Origin of the sequence: Paracoccus sigandri (genome assembly GCF_003709565.1) — a bacterium.
Lineage (GTDB): Bacteria > Pseudomonadota > Alphaproteobacteria > Rhodobacterales > Rhodobacteraceae > Paracoccus > Paracoccus siganidrum.
The window spans coordinates 19,898-44,012 of record NZ_QNRC01000010.1 but is presented as its reverse complement, the minus strand read 5'-3'; the positions used below and the strand labels follow the sequence as shown (position 1 = coordinate 44,012).

The 24,115-nt window shown below is 68.4% G+C and carries 23 protein-coding genes; 5 read left to right on the top strand and 18 right to left on the bottom strand.

What is annotated here, in order from left to right:
- Positions 1-211 precede the first annotated feature (211 nt).
- From C9E82_RS11000 to C9E82_RS10985, 4 genes are all read right to left on the bottom strand, one after another.
- Positions 212-799 carry a nitroreductase family protein gene (locus tag C9E82_RS11000; RefSeq protein WP_119896913.1) on the bottom strand — a complete coding sequence of 196 codons (588 nt, stop codon included), beginning with the start codon at positions 797-799 and terminating at the stop codon, positions 212-214.
- 23 nt (positions 800-822) lie between these two features.
- Positions 823-2,460, bottom strand: a complete 1,638-nt coding sequence (locus C9E82_RS24980; protein ID WP_244936015.1) for a hypothetical protein — start codon at positions 2,458-2,460, stop codon at positions 823-825.
- Between the two features lie 107 nt (positions 2,461-2,567).
- Positions 2,568-2,996 (bottom strand): hypothetical protein, encoded by a 429-nt coding sequence (locus tag C9E82_RS10990; RefSeq protein WP_119896914.1) that lies wholly within the window; start codon positions 2,994-2,996, stop codon positions 2,568-2,570.
- A complete protein-coding gene (locus C9E82_RS10985) occupies positions 2,986-3,570 on the bottom strand; it encodes a carboxymuconolactone decarboxylase family protein (RefSeq protein WP_147393040.1) in 585 nt (194 codons plus the stop codon). Before C9E82_RS10985 ends, C9E82_RS10990 begins: the two co-directional genes overlap by 11 nt.
- A gap of 422 nt (positions 3,571-3,992) precedes the next feature.
- On the opposite strand from C9E82_RS10985, the gene C9E82_RS10980 reads away from it, so the two are divergent.
- The 5 genes from C9E82_RS10980 (at position 3,993) to C9E82_RS10960 (ending at position 10,142) form a co-directional block, all read left to right on the top strand.
- Positions 3,993-5,378: an FAD/NAD(P)-binding protein gene (locus C9E82_RS10980; protein ID WP_119896916.1), complete on the top strand. Its 1,386-nt coding sequence runs from the start codon at positions 3,993-3,995 to the stop codon at positions 5,376-5,378.
- Positions 5,379-5,597: 219 nt separating this feature from the next.
- On the top strand, positions 5,598-6,515 hold the full coding sequence (locus C9E82_RS10975) for a sulfurtransferase (protein WP_119896917.1): 918 nt from the start codon (positions 5,598-5,600) through the stop codon (positions 6,513-6,515).
- A gap of 76 nt (positions 6,516-6,591) precedes the next feature.
- Positions 6,592-7,749: a YeeE/YedE family protein gene (locus C9E82_RS10970; protein ID WP_119896918.1), complete on the top strand. Its 1,158-nt coding sequence runs from the start codon at positions 6,592-6,594 to the stop codon at positions 7,747-7,749.
- 220 nt (positions 7,750-7,969) lie between these two features.
- On the top strand, positions 7,970-8,791 hold the full coding sequence (locus tag C9E82_RS10965; protein ID WP_147393041.1) for a hypothetical protein: 822 nt from the start codon (positions 7,970-7,972) through the stop codon (positions 8,789-8,791).
- Between the two features lie 103 nt (positions 8,792-8,894).
- Positions 8,895-10,142, top strand: a complete 1,248-nt coding sequence (locus C9E82_RS10960) for a hypothetical protein (protein WP_119896920.1) — start codon at positions 8,895-8,897, stop codon at positions 10,140-10,142.
- On the opposite strand, the gene C9E82_RS10955 is transcribed toward C9E82_RS10960, so the two are convergent.
- The 14 genes from C9E82_RS10955 to C9E82_RS10890 all read right to left on the bottom strand — a co-directional run bounded on the left by C9E82_RS10955 (position 10,132) and on the right by C9E82_RS10890 (position 23,903).
- Positions 10,132-10,869 carry a class I SAM-dependent methyltransferase gene (locus tag C9E82_RS10955; protein ID WP_119896921.1) on the bottom strand — a complete coding sequence of 246 codons (738 nt, stop codon included), beginning with the start codon at positions 10,867-10,869 and terminating at the stop codon, positions 10,132-10,134. The genes C9E82_RS10960 and C9E82_RS10955 overlap by 11 nt on opposite strands.
- Before the next feature lie 3 nt (positions 10,870-10,872).
- Positions 10,873-11,742, bottom strand: a complete 870-nt coding sequence (locus tag C9E82_RS25410; protein WP_425325176.1) for a polysaccharide pyruvyl transferase family protein — start codon at positions 11,740-11,742, stop codon at positions 10,873-10,875.
- Between the two features lie 1,416 nt (positions 11,743-13,158).
- Complete coding sequence (locus C9E82_RS10945; RefSeq protein WP_119896923.1) at positions 13,159-13,968, bottom strand: ABC transporter permease; 810 nt, start codon at positions 13,966-13,968, stop codon at positions 13,159-13,161.
- The gene (locus tag C9E82_RS10940; RefSeq protein WP_119896924.1) at positions 13,961-14,641 is read right to left on the bottom strand and encodes an ABC transporter ATP-binding protein; all 681 of its coding nucleotides are present in this window, start codon (positions 14,639-14,641) and stop codon (positions 13,961-13,963) included. The genes C9E82_RS10945 and C9E82_RS10940 overlap by 8 nt, the downstream gene beginning before the upstream one ends.
- Positions 14,641-15,810, bottom strand: a complete 1,170-nt coding sequence (locus C9E82_RS10935; protein ID WP_170161995.1) for a hypothetical protein — start codon at positions 15,808-15,810, stop codon at positions 14,641-14,643. Before C9E82_RS10935 ends, C9E82_RS10940 begins: the two co-directional genes overlap by 1 nt.
- Entirely contained in the window at positions 15,807-17,723 is a 1,917-nt protein-coding gene (locus C9E82_RS10930) for a glycosyltransferase family protein (protein WP_119896926.1), read from the bottom strand. The genes C9E82_RS10935 and C9E82_RS10930 overlap by 4 nt, the downstream gene beginning before the upstream one ends.
- A 163-nt stretch (positions 17,724-17,886) precedes the next feature.
- Positions 17,887-18,654, bottom strand: coding sequence for an ABC transporter ATP-binding protein (locus C9E82_RS10925; protein WP_119896927.1), 768 nt, complete (start codon positions 18,652-18,654; stop codon positions 17,887-17,889).
- A complete protein-coding gene (locus C9E82_RS10920) occupies positions 18,651-19,625 on the bottom strand; it encodes an ABC transporter substrate-binding protein (RefSeq protein ID WP_119896928.1) in 975 nt (324 codons plus the stop codon). Before C9E82_RS10920 ends, C9E82_RS10925 begins: the two co-directional genes overlap by 4 nt.
- 38 nt (positions 19,626-19,663) lie before the next feature.
- The gene (locus tag C9E82_RS10915) at positions 19,664-20,500 is read right to left on the bottom strand and encodes an ABC transporter permease (RefSeq protein ID WP_119896929.1); all 837 of its coding nucleotides are present in this window, start codon (positions 20,498-20,500) and stop codon (positions 19,664-19,666) included.
- A gap of 4 nt (positions 20,501-20,504) precedes the next feature.
- Entirely contained in the window at positions 20,505-21,857 is a 1,353-nt protein-coding gene (locus C9E82_RS10910; protein WP_119896930.1) for an LLM class flavin-dependent oxidoreductase, read from the bottom strand.
- A 69-nt stretch (positions 21,858-21,926) separates the two neighbouring features.
- Positions 21,927-22,484, bottom strand: a complete 558-nt coding sequence (locus C9E82_RS10905) for an NAD(P)H-dependent oxidoreductase (protein ID WP_170161996.1) — start codon at positions 22,482-22,484, stop codon at positions 21,927-21,929.
- Between the two features lie 165 nt (positions 22,485-22,649).
- Positions 22,650-23,048, bottom strand: a complete 399-nt coding sequence (locus C9E82_RS10900; protein WP_119896932.1) for a hypothetical protein — start codon at positions 23,046-23,048, stop codon at positions 22,650-22,652.
- 16 nt (positions 23,049-23,064) lie between these two features.
- Positions 23,065-23,310: a hypothetical protein gene (locus C9E82_RS10895; RefSeq protein WP_119896933.1), complete on the bottom strand. Its 246-nt coding sequence runs from the start codon at positions 23,308-23,310 to the stop codon at positions 23,065-23,067.
- Positions 23,311-23,450: 140 nt separating this feature from the next.
- The gene (locus C9E82_RS10890; protein WP_119896934.1) at positions 23,451-23,903 is read right to left on the bottom strand and encodes an RrF2 family transcriptional regulator; all 453 of its coding nucleotides are present in this window, start codon (positions 23,901-23,903) and stop codon (positions 23,451-23,453) included.
- Positions 23,904-24,115: the final 212 nt, after the last annotated feature.

Sequence of the window (24,115 nt, the reverse complement as noted above, 5' to 3'; positions counted from 1 at the left end):
GTGCTTTTCGTAAATGGATGGGCTTTAGCCTTCTTCGGGGCGAAACGACAATTTCCTTTCCCCGATGCCGGGCTTTGCAGAATGCCGGCCGGAAAGGGCGAGGCGTTGGGCGCGCGCATGTCGATGGAAGGTTCAACCCATGAACGAATCGGGCCGGGCAGCGGCGATGCGCGGCCCGGCCCGGTCCCCCGTCCAGGGGATGACGGCGGTTTCAGCCGAAGGTCAGGAAACGGCCGTCGTCGTCGATGAAATTCTTTTCCGTCGGTTCGGCCTCGTTCGAGCCGAAGGGCAGCTGCGCCCGCAACTTCCACGAAGCGGGCAGGTCCCACGCCGCCGCGACCTTGTCATCGACCAGCGGGTTATAGTGCTGGAGGCTGGCGCCGACCCCGGCATCGGCAAGCGTGGTCCAGACGGCAAGCTGGGCCATGGCGGTCGAATGTTCGGACCAGATCGGGAAGTTCTCGGCATAGAGCGGGAATTTCTTCTGAAGCTCCTCGACCACGGACTGATCCTCGAAGAACAGCACCGTGCCCGCGCCCGCCGCAAAGCCGCCGAGGCGTTTCTGCGTCCGGGGGAAATCCGGCTCGGGGACGAGGGCGCGCAGGGCTTCCTCGACGAAGCGCCAGAACCTCCGGCTTTCCTGACCGAACAGGATCAGCGCCCGCGAACTTTGCGAGTTGAACGAGGATGGCGCCTGGCGGATCGCCTCGCGGATGAGGCGGTCGGCCTCTTCCTTCGGGATCGGCAGGCTGTCCCCCAAGGCATATTGAGAGCGGCGTTTCAGCAGATTGTCCAGCATGGCGGGGTCTCGGGTCCGGGGTGTCAGGTCGTGGTGCCGTTCAGGCTGGGCTTGGCCTGCGTGACGACGGCACCCGGCGGAACGGAATCGGTCAGCCAGACCCCGCCGCCGATGATCGCGCCCTTGCCGATCTCGATCCGGCCCAGGATGGTGGCGCCGGCATAGATGACCACGTCGTCGCCGACCAGCGGGTGCCGGGGCCGGCCCTTGACCAGCCCGCCCTCGCCATCGCTCTCGAAGCGTTTCGCCCCCAGCGTGACCTGCTGGTAGATCCGCACGTTGCGGCCGATCACGGCTGTCTCGCCGATCACCACGCCGGTGCCGTGATCGATGAAGCAGGCCGGGCCGATCTTGGCGCCGGGATGGATGTCGATGCCGGATTGCGAATGGGAATGTTCCGCCATGATCCGCGCCAGCATCGGCGCGCCCAGCCCATAGAGGCTGTGGGCGATGCGATGGCGCAGGATCGCGGCGATGCCGGGAAAGCACAGCACGATCTCGTCCAGGCTGCGGGCCGAGGGGTCGCCCTGGAAGGCCGCGTTGATGTCGGTATCGTGCAGGTCGCGGATCTGCGGCAGCCCGGCCAGGAAGGCATCGGCGGCCGCGCGGGCGCGGCGGCGGCAGGCCAGCTGCTCGTCATCGGGCTGCAGCAGCCATTCAAGCTCCAGTTGGTCGGACAGGCGCTGGCGGACCGATCGCAGGGTCTGCGCGACGAAGGTATCCGCCAGCTGCGCATCCAGCCCCGCCGGCCCGTAGTGACGCGGATAGAGCGCGCCCACGACATTCGACATCAGCCGGATCACGGCGGGACGCGAGGGCAGGCGCGGCGTCGCCCGCCCCGGATAGCGGCGCTGCTGCGAGGTGATGCGGATCAGCCGCAGCTTTTCGGCGACGGCATCCAGCTGTCCGTCATGCGGGGCCGGAGGGCTGGGCTGGGACAAGGCGTTGGCGTTTCTTGCAGGAATCAGGGTCTTGCTCTTTCGTCCTGGTCTGGCCGAGAGGTGCTGCACCCGCCCCGCCGGACCCAGCGCGGGCGCCCAGTCCGGGCGGTTGTCCTCGGGCAGGCCGATGACGGCGCCGGGGGGAAGCTGGGCCAGGAAACAGCCGGCCGCCGCGTCGTCCAGCACGGTATCGGCGCCGGGCAGTTGCGACAGGCGCGCGGCCTGGGCCATGATCCGGTCCAGCCCCAGGCACAGATGCGTGCGGTGATGGCGGTCCAGCAGCATCATGCGCCAGATCAGCGGCGCGACCACCGCATCCTGCGCATCCAGAACCGGCAGAGCGCCCCGGTTGGCGAAACATCGCTCGATCCGCAGCATCGCGTCGCGCAGCAGGTGGACGGCGATGTCCAGATCGCGATGGTTCGCGGCATTCGTCACCTCGGTCAGGCGGGCGTCGGCCAGGACGGCCTGGCCGATCAGCTTCTGCTGGCCCGCCCGCCGTTCCGGGTCGCCCGAGAACAGCGCGCCGGGGCAAAGCTCGTCCAGCAGGGCGAGAATGGCCAGCGGCTCGTGGACTGCCAGGTCCTGGCGATAGGGACTGGCCAGGCGCAATTCGGTGCGCGGGCCGGCCACGGGCCGGGTGGGACGGCCGCACAGCACCAGCGCCAGCCCGGCGCGCTGCGCCGTCAGGCAGCCGGGCGCGGCGATCAGGCGCGGCATGTGCCGGCGCGCAAGCGGTGTCACCTGGCCATGGCCAGGCGCGCCCATCGGTCCCGGTTGCATCGCTTCAGACCCCCTCGCGTCAGGCCCCCTCACTTCAGGCACCGTCATGCGTCAAGCCTGGGCGCGGCGACATGCAGGCTGCTGCTGACCTCGGCCACGGTCGCGACCAGATCGACCAGCTCATCCGCGTCCACGCCGTTCGAGGCCAGGCGCTTCAGCTCGAAACGGCCAAGCGAGGGGTGCTTGCGGGCCAGCGCACCGGCCGCCGTCGCCAGCGCGCCCAGGCGCCCGGTCAGCGGCGAGGGCAGGCCCTCTTCCAGCAGCAGGGCGATGGCGAAGGGATCGCGCAGGGCGGCCGCGGCCGTCCGGGCATGATGGCGGGCCAGGTCCATATGGCCCGCCTCGCGGCTGACGACCAGCGCGACCATCGCCCGCTCGCCCTCGTCCAGGCCGCGCGCGCGGCGGAACAATCCCTGACGGGCGTGGACGGAGGCATGGAAGATGCCGCGCTCGATGCTGGCGTCAAACATCATGGCTGTATCCTTTCCGGGCAAGGGGGACGACGTTCCGGCGGGCCAGGGCGCATTGCCGCAGGCCGGCGATCATGCGGACCTGGAAGATGACCAGGGTCATGATCCGCGACACGATGCCAAGCGCATCGGCGCTCCAGCCCAGGGTGCGGGCCTGGCCCTTGCGGTCGCCCGTCAGCAGCGCCTGGATATGGGCAAAGACCACTGCCAGCCGTTCGCCGATCAGGGCGCGGCTGGCGGGGGCGGGCAGATGCGGGTCGGGATGATGCGCGGCGGCCCGGCGGGCCTCGGCCTCGATCACGCGGGCCAGGGCGGGACCGGCCCCGTCGCTTTCCGCCAGCAGGGCAAGATAGCGGTCGACCAGTTCCCGTTCCTGGTGAAGCGCGGCCACATAGACCGCGATCGCCCGCCGCTCGACGATGGAGACCGGTCCGGCCTGTTCCGGCGACAGCAGGTCCCGTTCGCCCATGTCGATGTCGCAGATCGCGTCGCGCTGCCGTTCGACGGCTTTGCGCAGCCCCTTGTCCAGGGGCAGATTGGTCAATGCGTCGCTCAGACTGGCGGATGTTCGAGGCATGGAAGACCCCCTTCATCATGATCGGCGAACCCGGCACGGGTTCTTTTTCATGTCCATCATGCCATCCGGGGAAAGAAATGACGATAAGATAAGTCATGTTTTTTCATCTGCCGGCGGAGAACAATTTTCCGCGCCCGGACCTGGCCCGTGGCCTGTTTGAGGCCCTTCTACCGCGGAATATCGCCCGGTCTGCACGCACGGCAGAGAAAATCATTCCTCTTTCCGGGGTGAATTTGGAACAACAAATCTCGACCTGCGTTATAGAGTATTGTCAGCCATCGGACAGGAGGCCCTATGATCGACGGACGCTTCGACCCCGAAATGACCCGGCTCCTTGCCTCTCGGGCATCTGCCGGTCCCGCCGGACCCGTCGGGTGGTTTCAGGCCGCGCAGGCCCGGCTGATCCGAATCCGGGGGCAGGCATGACCCGGCTTCCGGCTTTTCCCTCGGCGGCCCCGGCGGGCGATCATGCCGGCCATGTCCTGATCGTCGGCGGCGGTGCCAGCGGCGTGCTGATGGCCGCGCATCTGCTGTCGCGCAGCGACGACCTGCGGGTGACGATCCTGGAGGCGGCCAACCTGCTGGGCTGCGGCCTGGCCTATTCGACCCGCGACCCGGATCACCTGCTGAATACCCGCGTCCACAACATGAGCGCCTTTCCCGACGATCCCGACCATTTCCACCGCTGGCTGCAGCAGCGCCGCGAAGGCGAGGGCGCGACCGAACACAGCTTCGTCAGCCGCTCGACCTATGGCGCCTATCTGTCGGACCTGCTGCGCCCCTGGACCTCGGGCGAGGCGGCCCGGCGCCTGACCTGCCTGCGGCGGACCTGCCTGCGGGTCGAGGAAACCGAGGACGGCGTCATCGCCCATCTGGACGGCGGCGAGGCTGTCCGGGCGCGGCTTGCGGTGCTGGCGACCGGCCATGTCCTGCCGCCGCCCGATCCGCAGGGGCTGCTGTCGGGCGCCTGGGAGGGGGTCGAGGGGATCGATCCCGATGCCCGCGTCGTCATCATCGGCTCGGGCCTGTCGATGGTCGATCAGGTCCTGTCGCTGATGAAATCCGGCCATCGCGGGCCGATCGTCACCCTGTCGCGGCGCGGCCAGCTGCCGCGGCCCCATGCGCCGACCCGGCCGCTGCCGATCCGCTTCGAGGAAATTCCGCTGGACCGGCCGATCAGCGGGCTTTTCCGCTGGCTGCGCGACCTGGCCCGCAGGGCCGAGGCCGATGGCGGCACCTGGCGGGATGCCGTGGACGGGCTGCGGCCGCATGTCTCGGCGATCTGGCAGGCCCTGCCCATCGGCGAGCGCGCGCGCTTCCTGCGCCACGCGGTTTCATGGTGGGACGTTCACCGGCACCGCATTCCCTCGGCCTCGGATGCGCGGATCTCGGACGCGGTCGAACGCGGCCAGCTGGTTCATCGGCGCGGCGCCTTCCTGCGGGCCGAGCGTGCCGAGGATGGCAGCCTGCGCGCCATCATCCGCCCGCATGGCCTGCACGAGGAAACCGCGATCCGGGCCGCGCGGATCATCGATTGCCGCGGCATCCGCCACGACCCGGAACGGAATGCCACGCCGCTGATCGCCGATCTTCTGTCCAGCGGCCGGGCGCGGGTGGACCCGCTGCGCATCGGGCTGGAGGTCAGCGAGGATTGCCGCGTGATCGACGCCGCAGGCCATGCCTCGCCGCGGCTGCTGGCCATCGGGCCGGTCTCGCGCGCGGCCTTCTGGGAAATCACCGCCATCCCCGACATCCGCGGCCAGGTCGCCGCGCTGGCCGGGCGGATCGCGCAAACCGTCACCGCCTGACAGAAGGCGGAAATCCGCCGAATCGGCACGGCTCGCCCGCGCCTCGTCCGGCGGGACGCAACCGCGAAATCGGCTGCGGGGAAGATTGATCTCCGGCCGGGTCCGATACTGCGCGAAACTTGTCGAATGGCGGAAAAACTCGGTGCGTTCCGTTCCTTGCCCGGTGGCGGTCATTTGCTATCTTGACTCATGAAGTCGAGATTTGATCGTGAGGGTAGGATGGCAAGCAAAATCAGACTGTTGGTGACGGCCGCCGGGCTGGCGATCCTGGGCAGCGTCGCAGCCGCGTCGGAGGGTCCGCTCGTGACCACCGAATGGCTGCAGGAAAACCTGGAGAATCCCGAGATCCGACTGCTGGAGGTCAGCGTCAATCCGGGCGTCTATGAACGCGGCCATATTCCGGGGGCGACCAATATCGTCTGGCACACCGACCTGGTCGATCCGGTGCGCCGCGACATCGCCAGCAAGGACCAGCTTCAGTCGATCCTGCGCGATGCCGGGGTGAATGCGGATTCGACGATCATCCTCTATGGCGACACGAACAACTGGTTCGCCGCCTGGGGGGCCTGGGTGCTGGATGTCTATGGCGTCGAGAACGTCAAGCTGCTGGATGGCGGCCGCGCCTTGTGGGAGGCCGAGGGCCGCCAGCTGTCGACCTCGCCGCTGGCGCTTGCGGCCGGCAATATCGAGCTGGGCGAGGCCGATCCGGCGTTGCGCGCGAAACTGGCCGAGGTCGTCGATGCCGTCGAAAGCGAAAGCCATGTGATCGTCGATATCCGCTCGCCCGACGAATATTCGGGCAAGATCATCGCGCCCGAGGGCTTCAAGGAGACGGCGATCCGCGCAGGCCATGTCAGCGGCGCGGTCAACGTGCCCTGGAGCCAGGCGGTGCAGGAGGACGGCCGCTTCAAGTCCCCCGAGGATCTGAAGGCGCTCTATGCCGAGGCGGGGGTGGACGGATCGAAGCCCGTCATCACCTATTGCCGCATCGGCGAGCGGTCCAGCCACACCTGGTTCGCGCTGTCGAAGATCCTGGGCTATGACGTGAAGAACTATGACGGGTCCTGGACGGAATACGGCAATGCGGTCGGTGTTCCGGTGACCAACCTTGCCGGCACCATCTGGACCGGCCGGTAGCCGCCGCCGTGGCGTTCCGCCACCACCAGCTGGCCCGTTCGCGCGGGCCGGCGATCCTGTTTCCGGCCGCAGCCCCATGCCCCTGACCTCGCGTCCCCTTGTCGCCGCCGCCGCCATCGCGGCGCTGATTGCGATCCTGCTTTCCCTGCCCGAACGCGACGCGCTTGGCAGGTCCCTGCCGGTGTCCTTCGCGCTTGGCGCGGGGTTCGGGCTGGTGCTGCAACGGTCGCGCTTCTGCTTCTGGTGCATCGCGCGGGACTGGTTCGCGGATCGCGACCCGCGCGGGCTGCTGGGCATCATCGCCGCGCTGGCCGTAGGGGCCATCGGCTATGCCGCCGTCTTCGGCGCCTGGCTGCCCGATCCCTTCGCCGGAAGGCTGCCGCCCGATGCCCATATCGGCCCGGTTTCCCTGACGCTGGCGCTTGGCGCCTTCGTCTTCGGGATCGGCATGGCACTCAGCGGTTCCTGCATCTCGGCGCATCTCTATCGGCTGGGCGAGGGGGCCTTCGGCTCGGTCGTCGCGCTGCTTGGCGCGCTGGCCGGGTTCGTGCTGGGCTTCCTCAGCTGGAACACGCTCTACCTGCTGGACATCCATCGCGCGCGGGTGATCTGGCTGTCCGCCTGGCTGGGCCATTCCGGCGCGCTGGCGGCGACGCTGGCCGTGCTGGGGGCGACGGCGCTGTGGCTGTCGCGCCAGCCCGGAGCCGAGGCGCAGGATCCGCCCGACCCCCGGCCCGCCCTGGCGCGGCGCTGGCCTGCGGTGGTGGGCGGCATCCTTGTCGGCTGGATCGCCGTGCTGGCCTATTTCCGCGTCGGCCCGCTGGGGGTGACGGCCGAGCTTGGCTCGGTCGCGCGCACCTCGGCCATGGCGGTGGGGCTGCTGCCGACGGTGCTGCACGGGCTTGACGGCTTTGCCGGCTGCGCGACCGTGGTCAAGGAAACGCTGCTGTCGCGCAACGGGGTCTTCGTGATCGGCATGGTGCTGGGCTCGACGGTCGCGGCGACGCTTGCCGGCGACTGGAAACCCGCCTGGCCCGGCCTGCGCGCGGTGCCGCGCCTGCTGCTGGGCGGCGTGCTGCTGGGCTGGGGCGCCATGGTCGCGCTTGGCTGCACGGTCGGGGTGCTGCTGTCGGGGATCATGGCCGGGGCACTGTCCGGCTGGATCTTCCTGCTGGCCTGCCTGGCCGGCGCATGGATCGGCTGGCGCGCCCGGAACTGGGCCACTGGTGGGTGAATCGCCCGCCGGCCACGCCTGCGAATCCGCCCCTCTGCCCGCATCCGCCGGGGCCGGGCCGCGCCACAGCATGGACACACTGTCGGCGCCGCCGGACGAGTAAGGAAATCCTCCAAGGGCCCGAAATTTAAAACGACATATTCTATCGTGATTTTGCTAGTCATGACCCTGAAGTCACCTGGCTGCGCGACAGGCGCAGGACGAAGCAAAGGGGAATGACATGCACGGGAAGCATTTTGAATCAATGGGCTCGGGGTCGGCTGCGGCGATCGTGGCCCTGTCGATCTGCCCTTCCGCCTTCGTGCCGGTTCATTCGCACCGGGCTGCCGCCCAGATGCAGGATGGCGGCTATCCCGGTTCCTTGCCGCGGCTTTCCGCGCTTGGCCAGCTGATCCGGTCGGGGTCCAGCGCGCTGCGCAAGGTCATGGGCGAGCGCGGGACCACGGCGAGTCCGGCCGATCCCTTCGACGCGGACGGCCGCGCAACCCGGCGGCAGCTGCGCGACTTGCTGTCGCCCCGGCGGCCGGGCCTGTTCAGCCTGTGGGAGCGGCGGGCCATCGCCGCTTTCGCCGCGACGCTGGCGGGCGATGCCGAGACCCTGATCCATTGCCGCAGGCTGCTGGCCGAGGAGTCGCAGAATTTCGGCGAGTTGTCCGACATGGCGATGTCGGGCGGCGATCCTGCCGCCGCCGTCCTGGCCGAAGCCCGGCGGGTCGCGCAAAGCCAGTTCACCCCGGCGGGCAAGGCGGCGCGCTATCGCGTCCCGGCAGGGCTGCGCGACCGGCTGGGCGACCGGCTGGCGGCGGGGCTGGAATATGCCTGGACCCTGCTGGCCGGGCCGGGCGAGGCCGGCAGCGACGATCACCGCCGCCTGACCCGCAACGGCTGGGCCCCGGCCGAGATCGCGCAGCTGACCAGCCTCCTCGATCTGCTGCGCCCGGAAGATCCCCGCAGAAGCGACTGGCCGGGCAATGCTTCGGTGCGAACGGATGAAGGCGAATTCGGGCTGGGCCATCGCAGCGGGCGCCTGAGCTCTTTCTGATCCGGCACATCTTTGGGAATGCGGCGTTCACCGGGCAGGGCGTCGCGAGGCTGCCCGGCACGTCCACCGCGTTCCGGGCAGCATTTCGACGGGGCAGCCACTCATGCATCTACGCCGTCTGGGGCAGATCATGCGGCAGGAAGGGCCGCATGGCTTCTATTCGCGCCTGCGCTATCCCAAGCGGCGCCGGCAGGCAGGATCGGTCGCGCCGTTCTCGCGCCAGCTGGCCATCATCGGCGCGCGGTCGGATTTCGCGGACAGCCTGTCCGCCGCGCTGATCGCGCTGGGGCACCAGGTCCTGCCGGAAACCGCGCGGCCGGGGATGACGCGGCTGCATATCGACCCCGAGAACCCCTCGCTTGCGGCTTACGGCCCCGAGGACGTGCTGGTCATCACCGCCGGATCGGGGCTGGATCCCGCCCGGCTTGGCCTTCTGGCCCGGCACTGCCATTCGATCATCGAGACCAGCGAGACCCGGCTGGCCAGGCTGATCGAGGCCGGGGCGCCCGCCGACAGGCTGTTCCTGATCACCCGCGACCCGGCGCTGCTGCGGCGCGACCTGTATCGCATCCAGCTGGCGGTGGGCAGCGTCGATCCCGACCATGCCGACTGGCAGCAGTTCCATGAATTGCAGAAGCTGGGGCGGCGGCCGCGACTGTGCCTCAGCCTGCCCGAGACGCCCGAAAGGCGGCACTCCTTCCTGCGCCGCCGCCTGCCGGAGTTCCGGCTTTTCAACGGCGTCCGCGGCAATCCCGGCTGGATCGGGGCGGCCATCGGCTTTCGCCTGATGGCCCGCGCCTGCCTGTCGGCGCGGGTGGACAGCGCGGTCATCTGCGAGGACGACCTTTACGCCGATCCCCGCTTCGAGGATCGGCTGGAGGTGGTGACGGATTACCTGGCGCAGACGGAATGGGACGTCTTCTCGGGCCTGTCCACCCATATCGGCGACGGCTATCGCGTGACCCGCGTCGAGCGTTTCCGGGGCGAGACCTTCGTGCATCTGAACCGCACGACCGGGATGGTCTTCAACATCTTCGCGCCGCGGGCGCTGGACTGGCTGGCCGCATGGTCGGTGGGCACCCATGCGCGGGCCAGGATCACCATCGACCGCCACCTGGAGAGGATGCCGGCGATGCGGGTCGTCACCACGCTGCCCTTCCTGGTCGATCACGCCGACGGGCTGGCCTCCTCGGCCTGGGGGTTCAGCAACCGCCGCTATCGCGGGCTGATCTCGGCCAGCCAGCGGCGGCTGGCGCGGATGGTGGCCGAGTTCGAGGCCAGCGAGGGCGGGCGGCGGCACCCCCCGGCCGCGCCGGTTCCGCGCGGCCGGGCGTGGTGGCCTAGCCTCTGACCAGCACGCCGAAGCGGTTGTTCACGATGGCGACGAAATCGTGGTGCCCCATCCGCATCATCGAGCGGAAGCCCTCGCGCGCGGAATCGGAATAGGACAGGTCGTCCACCACGATGATCGATTGCGGCGCCATCCAGCCGATCAGCGACTTGAAGCTGCGCAGCATGCTGTCCTTGTCGTGCATGCTGTCGATGAAGGCGAAATCCACCTGCGCCGTGCCCGACAGATGCGCCGGAAAGCCCGCGAAACTGCCCCTGATGACCTGCGATCCCGGATCGACCAGGTTGACCGAGGCCTGCGCATGGGCGGCGTATTCCGAGATCTCGAAGGACAGCAGCATCCCGCCCCCGGCCTGGCGCGCGGCCGCCGCCAGATACATCGACGAGATGCCGAAGCCCGCCCCGTCCTCCAGGATCAGCCGCGCCTCGATGCTGCGCGCAAGGTTGAACAGCACCGCGCCATAGGCGGGCGAGATCGCCAGCAGGTCCGGCGTCACCCGCGCGGGCGAGCGGTTGGGCGCCTGATAGGACTGGTGCAGCGGATGCGGCGCCAGATAGCGCAGGGCGTTGCGGCGATGCGCGATCTCGGCCAGGACCGGGTTGTTCGGCACCGCCGCCAGATGCTTGCGGAAACGGCTGCGATCCCAGCTGGCCGAGTTCTCGCGCAGATAGGTCACCTTCAGCGGCGAGGGCTTGCCCGCCGGCGCCGTCATGCTGTCGTCGCCCATCGCTCAGACGGCCCGCAGCCAGCTTATGGGCCGCGCCGGCTCGACCCCGGCCATCCAGTCCACCGCCTTCTGGCGGATGCCTGGCGCCAGCGCGAAGGGCGCGGCGTCCAGCAGCCCGACGATGTCGATGCGCTGCTTGGCCAGCAGGAAGTCCAGCCCGTCCGCCGCCGCATCGTCCAGCCGCGCGATGGCCGACAGATCGACCGGTTCGGGCGCGCGCTCATGGCCGATCGAGCGGTAATAGTCGTCGAACTTGATGCCGTCGCCATGGATCTGCGTGGCGCTGCTGCGCACCGTGGCAAGGCAGGCGGGGATGCCATAGGCCTGCGCGATGATGACCCCGTGAAGCGAGGAAGAGACGATCCGTTCGCAGTCCAGCATCTCGTCCAGGAAGGCCTCGATCTGGTCGTAGCCCAGCCGGCGGATGTTGATGCGCCGGATCTCGGGGGCGACCTCGCTGGCCAGTTCCTCATGCGTGAAATGAAGGATCAGCCCGGTCTTGCGCGTGGCGGCGCGGCGGCGGGGATAGAGGATCGGCAGCAGCCAGGCGGGATCGCCATAGACCTCGGGGCAGGTGCCGCCACCCTGCAGCACCAGGTCGCGGGTCAGCGGGCCGCGGACGGCGTGATACCGCGCCCCCGGCGCAAGCTGGTCGTCCGAATTCGGCGTGCCGCTGCCCCAGACGCCGGTGCCCTCCCTGGCGTATTTGATGACCGAGCCGATGGCGCACAGCCCCTGGCCGCGGCCGGCCCATTGCGGCGGGATGCCGGTCAGCTTCTCGACGATATAGGGGTTGACGATGTCGCCCAGATTGCCCGGATAGGGCTGTTCCCACCAGAACAGCCGCAGGCGGGCCTCGTCGGCGATGCCCATTTCCTCGGCCCGCCGGTCCAGCGAGGCGCGGAACATCCGGCTTTGCGCGAAGCTGATGACGGCGTCATGGCCGGTGGCTTCGATCTCGGCCATCAGCCTGTCGGCTTTGGGCCAGTCCCTGTCGGCCAGCGCCGAAAGCAGCTGGAAGCGCAGCCCGTAGGGGAACAGATGCGCATTGTCGCGATAGCGGTCCAGCGCCCGCTGCAATTCGCGCCCGCCGGGGATCCTGGCGGCGATCTCCAGCAGCTTGTGATAGCTGCCGTGATCCTCGGGGTCGCGGGACAGGATGGCGTGGTAATATTCGCAGACCAGCGCGCGCTTGCCGGCCCGCGCCGCGTCCGAGATCAGGTTCAGCAGCACCGCCTTCTGGCTTTCGGGGCGCATGATGTCGGGGCTGTGCTGCAGCACCTTGCCGCGGAATTCCTTCACGTTGCCGCTGTCGCCATGCAGGAAATAGGCGCCCGGCTGTTCGGGGTCCTGCGGCCGGGCGATGTCGTTGGGCGACAGGATCATCAGACGCGGGCGCGCGCTGGTGCGCCGGAACGCCTCTTCCAGGATATAGTCGTCGGTGAAATCGCCCGTGGTCTCGGCCTCGACGCGCTTGCATTCGTAAAGCAGTTCAAGCGTCTGGCGGGTATGGTTCAGGATCAGGTAGCCCGGATGGAAGCGCCGGGCATAGAGCGAGAAATTCTCTTGCGGCAGGAAGCGGAAGCCGCGCATGAAGACGCCGATGTCATAGGAGGTGCTGCACAGCCCGTCCAGGTTGCGCAAAAGCGTCGTGTCCACGTCCAGCCACATGATCGTGCTGCGGTGCTTCAGCAGCATCTTGCGATAGAAGCGGACCTTGGCGCGGCAGATCTCGCTCCAGCTGATGTCGTCGGGGAAGGTGATCGGCTGGATGTCGTGGCGCATCCCCAGCTGGTCGCAGCGGGCGCGCAGCTCGCGCGCCTTCTCCTCGTAATAGCCGCCCTCGGTATAGAAGCTGACGATGGTGATGCGCTGGGGCGGGGCAGCGATGCGGGTCGCGCGGAAGCTTCGGCCGATGCCGGCCAGAAGCCTGCGGACGGGAAATGCCAGGTCGGGCACGAAGCCCGCCGATTGCCGGGCAGTCATGCTGATGTCGCGGTTCGTCATGTCAATCCGTGTCTGATCGGGCAGCCGCGTGCCATGTGGCGGGAACGGGCCGATGAAAATGGGACGTGTCAGGCGAAACCGGGCCCGGACCTGGCATCCCCAAGGGATGCCGGTCGCTTATGCCGCTATGCAGCGATGTCCGGGCGACTCTTTACAGGGACAATTAATGCCGGGGGATGGTTTGTGCTTCCATTCCAAAGATTCACGCGGTCAGAGCATGTTTATGCCCGATGTTGCGCCGCAGCGAAAAATTGTCCTTCTTCGCAGCTGCAGCATCGATCTTCAGCGCTGCGCCAGGTCCCGGTGCCACTTGAACAGCAGCGCGAGGCCGATTCCGAACACGATCGCGGCGACCAGCGCGACATAGACGGGCTGCACGTATTCGGCGCGATAGGTCGAATAGAAGGCCGCGCGGTTCGTGCCGACGATATGCACCAGCGGATTGAACCACAGCACCTCGCGGAAGCCGGCGGGCACGGCGTCGTAGGGGATGAAGATGCAGGAGATCAGGAACAGCGGCCGGGTCACGATCGCCCAGACATTGGCCCATAGCGGGAAGCGCCGCATCAGGAAGCAGTTCAGGCAGCCCACGCCCAGCCCCAGCCCCGCCGCCATCAGGAAGGCCCGCACGATGCCCGGCAGGTCGATGATCAGCTCGACCCGGTCATAGAGGATGATGCCGAACAGCACGACCACGAAGACGATGGCATGGACCACGCAGGCCAGCACGAAGCGGGCGAAGATCGCGTCGATGAAGGTGACGCCGGGATAGAACAGCAGCTGCTTGGAAAAGGACAGCGACTGCGCGACCTTGCGGCTGATGTCCAGGAACATCAGGAAGGGCAGCAGGCCGGTCGCATAGAACAGCGCGAAGCTGGAGCCCATCGGCGGCACCCGCACCGCCAGCGAGAAGATGACCGTCAGCAGCGCGATCCCGCCCACCGGCTCCAGGATGGTCCAGATGAAGCCGCCGGGCGACTTGCCGTAGGAGGTGGACATCTCGCGCAGGATCAGCGCCGAGAGCGTGCGCAGGCCCGGCGCGCGGCTCAGCGGATGGCGCCAGGGGCGGCCGGTGGGGGCCGGATCACTCATCGTCGTCCTCGTCCGCGGTGGTGCCCATGTTCGCCTGGTGGACCTCGATGGCCTCGTTCACGTCGGTGAAATAGCGCAGCCGGCCGTTGTGCAGCACCGCGGCCGAGGTGCAGATCGCGCGGATCATGCTCATCGAATGCGACACCATGATCGTGCCGCTGTTCAGCAGCCGGTTGCGGAAATAGGCCTTGCTCTTCTCGCGGAAATAGCCGTCGCCGACGGATGTGACCTCGTCGACCAGATAGGTGTCGAAATGGATGCCCATCGACACGCCGAAGGCTAGCCGCGACCGCATCCCCGAGGAATAATTGCGGAAGGGCAGGTAGAGATGGTGCCCCAGATCCGAAAATTTCGCGACGAATTGCAGCAGCCGCTCGGCATCGGCGTCGTAGACACGGGCGATGAAGCGGGTGTTCTGCGCCCCGGTCAGGTCGGGATGGAAGCTGCCCGCGAAACCCACCGGCCAGGACACGCTGCCGGTGGTCGCGATCCGGCCGTGATCGGGCCGCACCACGCCCGCGATCATCCGCAGCAGCGTGGATTTCCCGGCGCCGTTATGGCCCAGCAGCCCGATCGCCGCGCGGCTGGGGAAGGTCACGTTCACGTCGCGGGCCACCACGGTCGTGCGGCCGTTGACGGTGAAGCTTTTCGACAGGTTCTCCAGCCGGATCATCAGTAGCGGTCGCGATTGCTGTAGCCGATCAGGACAAGGCTCAGCCAGCCGATGAAGATGAAGGTGACGGCCAGCAGCGTGATCATCACCCGGCGCGGGCGGGTCGGCGTCTCGGCGCGCGTCGGCTCGACGAAGGTGGCCAGGTAGCGGCTGTCCTGATCCGCCTTCGAGCGCGCCGCCTCGACCCCCGCCAGCGCCAGGCCATAGCTCTTCTCGGCCAGTTCCAGGTCCAGCAGCCGCTGGGTATAGCCGTCGATGATGTTGCTGAAGCTGACATCGTCGTCGGTGCCGGCGCCGATATAGCTCTGCTGCTCGGTCTCGATCCGGCGGCGCAGGACGTTGACGCGGGTTTCGGCCTGGATCAGGCGCACATCCGCCGTGCCCTGCTCGCGCAGGGTTTCCAGCTGGATCATCGCCTCGGTCAGTTCCTGCGACAGGCCGGCGATCACCGAGGAATTGATGTTCACCGCCGCCTGCGGGTCGATCAGCTTGTGCTGGTCGCGAAAGCGGGCCATCGCGATGCGCGCCTCGGCCAGCCGTTCCTCGGTCTGGCGCAGGTCGCGCTCGGCATAGCGCAGGGAATTGGCGCGGGCATGGTCCGAGATGTTGTTGACCAGATGCGCGGCACCGGCATGGATGGCCTGGGTGATGCGATGGGCGTCGTCGGGATCGAAGGCGCGGACCTCGATCCCGATCATGCCGGTGGCGGAATCGACGCTGATCGTGACCATGCGCCGCCAATAGGACACCAGTTCCTCCAGCGTCGATCCGTCCTGCAGCGCGAAGACCGGATCGCCTGTGGCGCGGGTGAAGATGCTGCGCAGGTCGATCCGGGCGTCGGTCTGGGCGACGAAGTTCGGGCTGCGCAGATATTCGTAGACGATCTTCGCATCCGTCGTCGTATTGCCGACCGAGGACAGGCCCAGCCCGGCCAGCAGGCCCAGGTTCGGAACCTCGTCGTCGCGCACGACGAAGGAGACCTCGGAGACATACTGGTCCTTCGCCACGACGAACATGTAGCCCGCCACGATCAGCGAGGGCAGCAGGAAGACCAGAAGGAAGCTGAACACGACCAGCGAATGCCGCGCCGTCCAGCCTGCCCGGCCGACGGGGGGCGGGATGCGCGGATTGGCCGAGCGCACCTGTTGCGGAACTTCGAGATCTTTCACGGTCTTGCCTTTTCTCGCTGCTGCGATGTCCCGCCGGCATGGCCGGCCGCGCGGTCATGGGCCGCGACGGCCTCGGCCAGGGCGCCCTCGATATCGGCCATCGCCGTTGCCGGGATCCGGTCGTCCGCGATCAAGAGGTCCAGCGCCCGGTGGCGCAGGTCGTGATCCACGGCCAGGGGCAGTTTCTCGGGCAGCCCGACCCCCGCCGCATAGTCGCGATACTTGATCCGGTCGCCATGGACGGCATCCTCGAATCCCTCGAAGGTGATCAGGCCGACCGGGATGCCGTAAGCCTGGCAGATGATCTGGATATGCATGGCGCTGGTCAGCACCGCGTCATAGCCGACCAGGGTCTCGATCAGCCGCGCGATTTCCTGGCGGCCCGAACACAGGACGGAATGCTCGTCCACCTGTTCGGGCAGCCGCAGCGAGACGCCGCGATGCGCGAAATGGCGCACCAGCGCGATGCGGCCATTGGTGCGGACCGGGCGCGCGATGGGCAGAAGCCGGGGCAGGATCGCCGCCGGATCGCCGAAACGCTCGATTCTGGGGCCGCCCGCCTCGGCGACGGCCTGGGCCGAATAGGGGCCGCGCAGCGAGATATAGGTCGCATCGGGTGGCAGCAGCGCATCGCTGCGGCTGACCCCGGTGCCGAACAGGATCGAGCTTTGCCGCGCGAAACGGCCGATCGAGCCGACCGCCACCAGATGCGGCGCCGCGCCGGGGTCGTCATGGGCCTGGAAGCGGACCGGGCGGCGGGTGGCCGCCGACAGGATCAGCGGCGACAGCCAGTCGCCGAAATTGCCGGGATAGGGCTTGTCCCACCACAGCAGCCGCAGCGGATCGCCCCCGCCGCCCTCTGTCCCGCCGCGGCCCCCATAGTCCAGGAAGGCGCGGGCGGCGCCGATGACGGCCTGGTCCGTGGCCGACAGAAGCCTGCGCGCGGCGATGTCCTGCAGCCGCGCCTCGACCGCCTCGGCCCGGCCCTCGCGCGCGTCGTGGATGATGCGATAGATGCTGCGCGGCGACAGCTGCGCTGACGCCGGAACCGAGGGCGACAGCAGTTCCGTCATGCCGATCCGGTCCGAGATGCGCCGCAGCGGCGCGGCGATGGCCGGCGGCAGCGCATCCTGCACCCGGCGCGCGGTGCGCAGTGCCAGCGACCGGGTGCCGGGGGCGGGCGCGCCGGTCGCGGGCCGCGCATTGCGGCTGTGCTGCGCGGCCACGCCCTTGAAGCTGGCGACATTGCCGCTGGAGCCGAAATAGAAGAACGGCTTCTGCCCGGTCTCGGGGCGATCCGCGCGGCCCAGAAGCATCGCCGAGGGGATCATCTGGAAGCTCAGCCGGTCGGCATTCTTGCGCCACGCCTCCTCGAAGAAGAAGTCGTCGGTGGCGCGGATCGTCATGCGGGTGGCGGCGGCGTTGGCGTCCTCGATATAGGCGCGGGCGGCCGGGGTGGCGTTGATGCCCCAGAAGCAGGGCTCCCAGAAGCGCGCGCTGTTGGCATAGCCGATCCGCATCGGATGGCCGAAGCCGCGCTGGAAGCCGATGATGTCGGCCGAAAAGCCCGCCACGAAGCCGGGCAGATAGTCGATGTCGCAATCGACATCGATCCAGAACACCCGCGCCGCCGGATTGGCCATGCAGACCGAATGCAGGAAGGGCACCTTCCGGCGGCAGATCTCGGGCCATTCCTCGCCGGGGGCCTTGTGGACCTCGGCGATCTCGTGGCGGATGCCCAGCCCGTCCAGCGAGGCGCGCAGCCGCGCGGCAGCATCGGCATAATAGTCGTCGGATGTGTGGAACGAACAGAACAGCACATCCGCATGGCCGCGGGTCCGGTCGTCGGGCAAATGCGCGGCCTGTGCGCCCGGATTTTCGGGGCGCAGCCGGTTTTCGTTCTGCATCAGCAAGTTGCCGTGACTCCGTTCCGTTTCAGTGTCCGCAATCCCCGCAAGCGGGCGGACAGGCCCAATATCGGCACATCCCCGGAAGCTGGCCATTCCAAACTGGGCCGCGAAAGGAGCATGAACTTTCATCGCGGGCCCGCCCCGGAGGCCATGCTTCTACGCGACCTCAATGCAGGCCGAACTGCGCCATCAGCTGGCGGCGCATGTCGACGAAGTCGCGATGGCTGCGGTCGCGGGGGCGGGGCAGGTCGTTGCTGATCAGGCGCGGCGGCTCGGCGCGGTCGCGCGACATGACCAGCACCCGGTCGGCCAGGAAGATCGCCTCCTCCAGGTCGTGGGTGACCAGCACCATCGTCACGCCCTCTTCCTGCCAGATGCGGGTCAGTTCCTCCTGCATGGTCAGCTTGGTCATCGCGTCCAGCGCGCCGAAGGGCTCGTCCAGCAGCAGGATCTCGGGCTGGATCGCCAGGGCGCGGGCGATACCGACGCGCTGCGCCATGCCGCCGGACAGCTGGCGCGGAAAGGCGGTCTCGAAGCCGCCCAGGCCCACCAGCCGGATATAGCGCATCGCCCGGCCGCGGGCCTCGTCGCGCGACAGGCCGCGCAGGTCCAGCCCGAAGGAGACGTTGTCCAGCACCGTCAGCCAGGGCAGCAGGCGCGGCTCCTGGAAGATCACGGCGCGTTCGGTGCCGACGCCCGTCACCGCCTGCCCGTCGATCAGCACCTGCCCGCCATCCGGCGCCTCCAGCCCCGCCAGCAGCCGCAGAAGCGTGGTCTTGCCGCAGCCCGAGGGGCCGACGATGGCCAGCGATTCGCCGCCGCGGATGTCCAGGTCCAGATGCCGAAGCACCTGCAGCACCTGGCCGTTGAGGCTGTAGGACTTCGAGAGGTTGCGCAGGGCAACCTCTCCGCGCAGGGTGTCGGTCACGGTCATTTCGCGGCGACCTCTTCCTGCGTGACCAGCAGCACGTCGCGCGCCTTCAGCTGGCCCTCGGACAGCTTGCCCTCGCGCACCAGGACGTCGATCCAGAACTGCACGTCGCGTTCGGTGGCCAGCCCGCCCTCGCGCACGCCATATCCGGCGAAGAAGGCGGCGACCTCGGGGTTCTCGCCGCGTTCCTTCAGGACCTTCGCGGTGATCTCGCGCGTCTTCTCGGGGTTTTCGCGGGCATAGTCCAGCGCCCGCGCCGAGGTCGTAACGAAGATGCGGGCGGCGTCGGGATGCTGCTCGACCCAGTCGCGGCGCAGCACGGTGAAGCCGCCGGCGATGTCGCCCAGCACGTCGGTATCGCCGAAGACCGCGCGCAACCCGCCGTTCTGCCGCGCGGCGCCCTCGAAGGTGGTCTGCCAATAGCCGAAGGCCGCGACGTCGACCTGGCCCGAGCGCAGGACCTGTTCCAGCTGCGGCCCCGGCACCGTCACCAGGTTGGCGGCATTCTGCGGCAGGCCCTTCTGGTGCAGCGCCTCGCGCACGGTATAGTCCAGATGCGCGCCAAGCGTGTTCACCGCGATGGTCTTGCCGGCGATGTCCTCGATGGTCTGGATCGGGCTGTCCTCCAGCACGTAGAAGATCGACTGCACCTCGTCGTTGATGCCCTGCGTGGGATAGGCGGCGACGAAATCATTGCCGCCGACGATCGAGTTCAGCACGGCCGAGGTCGCCGCGCTGCCGATCTCGACCGAGCCGCCGGCCAGCGCCATCAGCGATTCCGGCCCGCCCGAGGCATAGCCGACGGTTTCGACATCGACGCCGGTGCCCTCGAACCAGCCAAGTTCCTTGGCCAGCTCATGGGCCGCGATGCCGCCATGGCTGGCCAGATAGCGCAGCGTGACATCCTCGGCATGGGCGGCGGCCGACAGCGTTACGGCGGTGCCGAGCGCCAGCGAAGACAGGAAGTATTTCATGGGAAGGGGTGTCCTTTGATGGAATGTCGGGATCGGGTTCAGCGGTCCGCCACCGACCAGCGGCACAGGCGGCGCTGCAGCGCGACCAGCAGCGCGTTGGCGGCCAGGCCCAGGAAGGCCAGCAGGAAGATCGCGGCGAACATCAGCGGGATCTGGAAATTGTACTGGGCGTTCATCACCTGGAAGCCCAGCCCCTTGTTCGCGCCGATCATCTCGGCCGCGATCAGCAGCAGCAGCGCGGTCGTGGCCGACAGGCGAAGGCCCACGAAGATCGCCGGGACCGAGGCGGGCAGCACCACGCGGCGGAAGATCGCCAGGTGCCCGGCGCCATAGCTGCGGGCCATCTCGATCAGCTTGCGGTCGACCTCCTGCACGCCGCCGATGGTGGCCAGCAGGATCGGAAACAGCGTCGCCCAGAAGATCACGAAGACCTTCGAGGCCTCGCCCAGTCCCAGCAGCAGGATGAAGACCGGATACAGCGCCAGCGCCGAGGTCTGCCGGAACAGCTGCAGGATCGGGTCCAGCGCGCGCTCGACCGGCGGCAGCTGGCCCATCAGCAGCCCCAGCGGAATGCCAAGGCCGACCGCCGCCGCGAAGGCGATGCCGGCGCGCTGCAGGCTGATGCCGATATCGTCCACAAGCGCCCCGCTGGACAGGCCCTGCCACAGCGCGGCGAAGATCTTGTCCAGCGGCGGAAAGACCGCCGGGCTGACCCAGCCCAGGGGACCCGACAGCTGCCACAGGATCAGGAAACCCGCGACCAGCCCATAGCGGGAGGCCAGCCAGCCAAGGCGGCTGCGCAGCAGCGGCAGGACGGAAGGTCGGGAGGCGGTGCCCTTGCGCGGGCGGGGCGTGTCCAGCGTCTCGATGCTCATCGCCTTACTCCGCGGCCTGGGCGGCGGCGCGGGCGGCCGCATGGCGGTTGACGGGGAAGGGCAGGCCCAGGTTCTCGCGCAGCGTCCGGCCTTCGTATTCGGTGCGGAACAGCCCGCGGCGCTGCAGCTCGGGGATCACCAGATCGACGAAATCGTTGAGACCCGTCGGCAGCCAGGGCGGCAGGATGTTGAAGCCGTCCGCGCCCTCGTTCTCGAACCATTCCTGCAGCACGTCGGCGATGCGGCTGACCGATCCGACGATGGTGTAGTGCCCGCGTGCCGTGGCGACCCACTGGAACAGCTGGCGGATGGTGAAGTCGTTCTCGTCCGCGATCTGGCGGATCAGCGCCTGGCGCGACTTCATCCCCTCGGTCGGCGGTGCCGGCGGCAGCGGCGCGTCCAGGTCATAGCCGGTCAGGTCCAGCGTGCCGCCCGTCAGCCCGTTCAGCAGCGAGACGCCGTCCTCGTCCCGGATCAGCGAGGTCAGCGCGTCGTATTTCTCGCGCGCCTCCTCGTCCGTGCGGCCGACGAAGGGCGCGACGCCGGGCATGATCAGGATATGGTCCGGGTTGCGGCCCAGTTCGCGGGCGCGGCTCTTGATGTCGCGATAGAATTCCTGCGCCGTGGACAGGTGCTGATGCGCGGTGAAGATCACCTCGGCCGTCGCGGCGGCCAGGGCGCGGCCGTCCTCGGACTGGCCGGCCTGCACGATCACCGGATGGCCCTGCGGCGAACGCGGCACGTTCAGCGGGCCCTGCACCTTGAAATGCTCGCCCTTGTGATCCGCCGGATGCAGCTTGTCGCGGTCGTAGAAATCGCCGCTGGCCTTGTCGCGGATGAAGATGTCGTCCTCGAAACTGTCCCACAGCTTCCTGACCACCTCGACATGTTCGGCCGCGCGCTTGTAGCGGTAGGCATGGGGGAACTGCCGGTCCAGGTTGAAGTTGCGCGCCGCCGCCTCGGTCGCGGTCGTCACCACGTTCCAGCCCGCACGCCCCTGCGAGATCAGGTCCAGCGAGGCGAATTTGCGGGCGGTGTTGTAGGGCTCCTCATAGGTGGTCGAGGCGGTGGCGATGAAGCCCAGATGGGTGGTCAGCGGCGCCAGCGCGGCAAACAGCGTCACCGGCTCGAAACCCGCGACGCGGGCCGGGCCGCCTTCCGAGGTGCCGCCGACCGAGGCCGCCAGCCCGTCGGCCAGGAAATAGGCGTCGAACAAGCCGCGCTCGGCGGTCTGCGCCAGCTGCCTGTGGAAGTCGAAATTCACGGCGCCGTCGGCCGGCTGGTCGGGATGGCGCCACGAGGCGATATGCTGTCCGCCGCCGGGCAGGAAGGCGCCGAGTCTGATCTTGCGGGTCATGGTCTTCTCCTGGGGGATATGAGGGGCCGGCCCCGCCAGCGGAATCGGGGCCGGGCCGGTTTGATAGGCTCAGGCGGCGTGGGCGATGGGGCCGCGATGAAGCGCCAGGCGGGGGTCCAGCTGGTCCAGCGCGTGGTTCATCCGGGCGCGCAGCCGGTGCGAGATGGCGCCGTCCTGCGGGATGTCGCGGGGGCCGGCGATGATGGCGGCGGGCAGGGGATCCGCGCCAAGCGCGGCGAACAGCAGCCGCAGCTGGTGCTCGACCATCAGCGCCTCGGCGTCTTCGTCCACGCTGGCCGTCAGCAGGACCGGCTTGCCCGCCAGGGGCTGGTGCCGGGTCAGGTCGAAGACATGCTTGAACAGGCCGGGATAGCTGCCCCTGCGCGCCGGCACGCCGACGATCAGCAGATCCGCGCTCAGCGCCGTTTCCAGGATGGCCCGCGACAGCGGCGCCAGCGCGCCGATGCTGTCCGCCTGCCCCAGCGAGGGCTGCAGGTCGGCAAGGTCATAGATCGCGCCGATCGCGTCATGGCTGCGGGTGATCCGGGTCATGGCCATCTCGACCAGCGTCCGGCATGTCGAGGTCGCGCCCTGGCTGCCCGTCAATCCTGCGATGCGATAGGTCATGAGATGTCCTTTATCACGAGTTATCATGTCGTGTTTTTTAGCCGCCCGAGCCCCTGCTGGCGATTCCAAAGAACGGTGGCGGTTTGGGAAGCCGTTGTTGCCGGGGCCGGCGCGGAAAGAGAATTCTTCTTCCCGGCATGGGGCGGGGTGCGGCAGGTCGAATCGTCAGGCGCCGCTGCGCTGCGCCAGCCAGAGCTTTGATCTTCCAGACTGAATCAGTGGCCCCAACCAGCCCGAATCGGCGGGCAGCAGCCCCTGCCGTTGCGCCTGAAGGGTCAGGATCGCCAGCATCTCGGGCTCGGTCAGGCCGATCCAGGGGGCGGGAAGCAGAAGCGTGGATTCCTGCGCCAGGCGCGCGGCATCGCCGCTCCAGACGGTGAACCAGCGGGGACCGGCGCTGCGGATCTGCCAGCCTTGCGCCCGGACCCTGTCCGCCAGCGGTTGCAGTTCCAGCGCCCTCAGCTGGCGCGGACCCATGCGGCGCGTCGTCAGGCGGAACAGCGCGCCGTCCAGCCGCGCCGCAAGGCTGCGGGACCTGTCACGGCCATGTTCGGCGCCGGGCAAGCTGGCCTCCGGCGGGTCAGGACCAGCTGCCGGGCAGGGGGTCGATACGGGCCTGCCACAGCGCCGGATCCCGGCCCTTCAGCAATTCGGCCGCCGCCCGCTGCGGTTCGGCACTGACGATGGCGACCGGCGAGCCGTTGCGCCGATGCACCTGGCCGGTGCGCCGGTCGATCAGCTGGACGGCCCAATAGCCGCCCGTTTCGGCTTCCGTTCCGTCCTGAAGGTTATCCCATGCCGGCTCGAGGTGGTGAAATCCGATCATGCTGCGGTCTCCCTTGCGACGGCAAACATGCCGCGACAGGTTAATTACGACAGTTCCGGTCGTATTTTGCAAAGGAGAATTCCGACTGAATTTTCCGGCCGGACGACAGAAACCTTCTCTGCCGCGCCTGTCCCGGAGATCTAGATGCTGGCAAGCTCTGCCGGCAGTTGGCCCGAGCTGAGGATGTCGGCCAGCGTCAGCGATTCGATGATGATCAGGTAGGACCAGAAGATCTCGGCGAACATGCGGCGGATGCGGCAGCTGGCCTCGTCGGTGCAGTCCTCGCAGCGTTGATAGGCGCTGCGCGACAGGCAGGGCAGGGGCGCGATCGGCCCGTCCAGCAGGCGCAGCAGTTCCGGGATCGAGACCAGCGCCGGGGGCCGGATCAGCAGATAGCCGCCGCCCCGCCCGCGGATCGAGCCGACGATCCCCGCATTGCGGATCTCCAGCAGAATCTGTTCCAGGAAGCGTTTCGGCGTGCCGGACCGCCGCGCGATGGTCTCGATGGTCAGCGGCTCGGGGACTGCGCGCTCGGCCTCGTCGCCCAGCACCATCAGCGCCTTGAGAGCGTATTTCGCTTTCTGGGTAATCATCCTTCCAGCCTAGATGGCGCGATGATCCGAGGCAATCATCCAGCGGCATCGAAGCGCGGGCATAATCTTCCATAAATGCCCGGCATCGGGGAAGAAATTTCCCTGCTCCGGCCCGAACTGCGGTCCCTGCAGGTCAGGGAATCGGGCCTTGACCATTGCGGTTGCGGCCCGTCCCGGCCCCGGTTTCCCGCGCCGGACCCCGCCGCCAGAGA

Coding starts and splice junctions, on each gene's coding strand:
- C9E82_RS11000 (WP_119896913.1), bottom strand. CDS start 799: ATGCTGGACAATCTGCTGAAACGCCGCTCTCAATATGCCTTGGGGGAC.
- C9E82_RS24980 (WP_244936015.1), bottom strand. CDS start 2,460: ATGCCGCGCCTGATCGCCGCGCCCGGCTGCCTGACGGCGCAGCGCGCC.
- C9E82_RS10990 (WP_119896914.1), bottom strand. CDS start 2,996: ATGATGTTTGACGCCAGCATCGAGCGCGGCATCTTCCATGCCTCCGTC.
- C9E82_RS10985 (WP_147393040.1), bottom strand. CDS start 3,570: ATGCCTCGAACATCCGCCAGTCTGAGCGACGCATTGACCAATCTGCCC.
- C9E82_RS10980 (WP_119896916.1), top strand. CDS start 3,993: ATGACCCGGCTTCCGGCTTTTCCCTCGGCGGCCCCGGCGGGCGATCAT.
- C9E82_RS10975 (WP_119896917.1), top strand. CDS start 5,598: ATGGCAAGCAAAATCAGACTGTTGGTGACGGCCGCCGGGCTGGCGATC.
- C9E82_RS10970 (WP_119896918.1), top strand. CDS start 6,592: ATGCCCCTGACCTCGCGTCCCCTTGTCGCCGCCGCCGCCATCGCGGCG.
- C9E82_RS10965 (WP_147393041.1), top strand. CDS start 7,970: ATGCACGGGAAGCATTTTGAATCAATGGGCTCGGGGTCGGCTGCGGCG.
- C9E82_RS10960 (WP_119896920.1), top strand. CDS start 8,895: ATGCATCTACGCCGTCTGGGGCAGATCATGCGGCAGGAAGGGCCGCAT.
- C9E82_RS10955 (WP_119896921.1), bottom strand. CDS start 10,869: ATGGGCGACGACAGCATGACGGCGCCGGCGGGCAAGCCCTCGCCGCTG.
- C9E82_RS25410 (WP_425325176.1), bottom strand. CDS start 11,742: ATGGGCATCGCCGACGAGGCCCGCCTGCGGCTGTTCTGGTGGGAACAG.
- C9E82_RS10945 (WP_119896923.1), bottom strand. CDS start 13,968: ATGAGTGATCCGGCCCCCACCGGCCGCCCCTGGCGCCATCCGCTGAGC.
- C9E82_RS10940 (WP_119896924.1), bottom strand. CDS start 14,641: ATGATCCGGCTGGAGAACCTGTCGAAAAGCTTCACCGTCAACGGCCGC.
- C9E82_RS10925 (WP_119896927.1), bottom strand. CDS start 18,654: ATGACCGTGACCGACACCCTGCGCGGAGAGGTTGCCCTGCGCAACCTC.
- C9E82_RS10920 (WP_119896928.1), bottom strand. CDS start 19,625: ATGAAATACTTCCTGTCTTCGCTGGCGCTCGGCACCGCCGTAACGCTG.
- C9E82_RS10915 (WP_119896929.1), bottom strand. CDS start 20,500: ATGAGCATCGAGACGCTGGACACGCCCCGCCCGCGCAAGGGCACCGCC.
- C9E82_RS10910 (WP_119896930.1), bottom strand. CDS start 21,857: ATGACCCGCAAGATCAGACTCGGCGCCTTCCTGCCCGGCGGCGGACAG.
- C9E82_RS10905 (WP_170161996.1), bottom strand. CDS start 22,484: ATGACCTATCGCATCGCAGGATTGACGGGCAGCCAGGGCGCGACCTCG.
- C9E82_RS10895 (WP_119896933.1), bottom strand. CDS start 23,310: ATGATCGGATTTCACCACCTCGAGCCGGCATGGGATAACCTTCAGGAC.
- C9E82_RS10890 (WP_119896934.1), bottom strand. CDS start 23,903: ATGATTACCCAGAAAGCGAAATACGCTCTCAAGGCGCTGATGGTGCTG.